Here is a 409-nt window from a genome sequence, read left to right on the forward strand (position 1 = left end):
GGTCTTCTGGGTCCGAAGGCTGCGGGCAAGGATGTTCGGTCGGTAGCCCAGGTCCTCGGCCGTCTGCTGGACGCGGCGGCGGGTCGCATCTGGGACGCGGACACCGTCCCGGCGATCGTTCAGGACGACGGACGCGGTGGTGGTCGAGACCCCCGCAGCCTGTGCGACGTCCTTGAGCGTCGGCCGACGAGTCGTCGCCAACCTCTTCACCTCCTGGGACAAGACGTGCCCTTCTCGAGGCCCACCCGACATCGTCGCAGGACGGCCGTCGAGGCCCTCGGCAGGGACACGGATCCGAAACACACTCTTGACGCTGAAGGAACGTTACTCCATAGTTTGGCGAAACGTTTCTTCAGTGACCTTGACGGCCCGCCACCTGCGGTGAGTCGCCGGGCGGGGAGGCCGGTAC

The 409-nt window shown here is 66.7% G+C and carries 1 protein-coding gene; it reads right to left on the minus strand.

Annotated elements, in window-relative coordinates; translation table 11 throughout:
- Positions 1-201: LacI family DNA-binding transcriptional regulator (locus C1I92_RS33200; protein ID WP_199521852.1), on the minus strand; the 201-nt coding region annotated here is incomplete at its 3' end.
- Positions 202-409: the final 208 nt, after the last annotated feature.

The sequence above is a fragment of the Jiangella anatolica genome (assembly GCF_003236295.1).
Classification (GTDB): Bacteria; Actinomycetota; Actinomycetes; order Jiangellales; family Jiangellaceae; genus Jiangella; species Jiangella anatolica.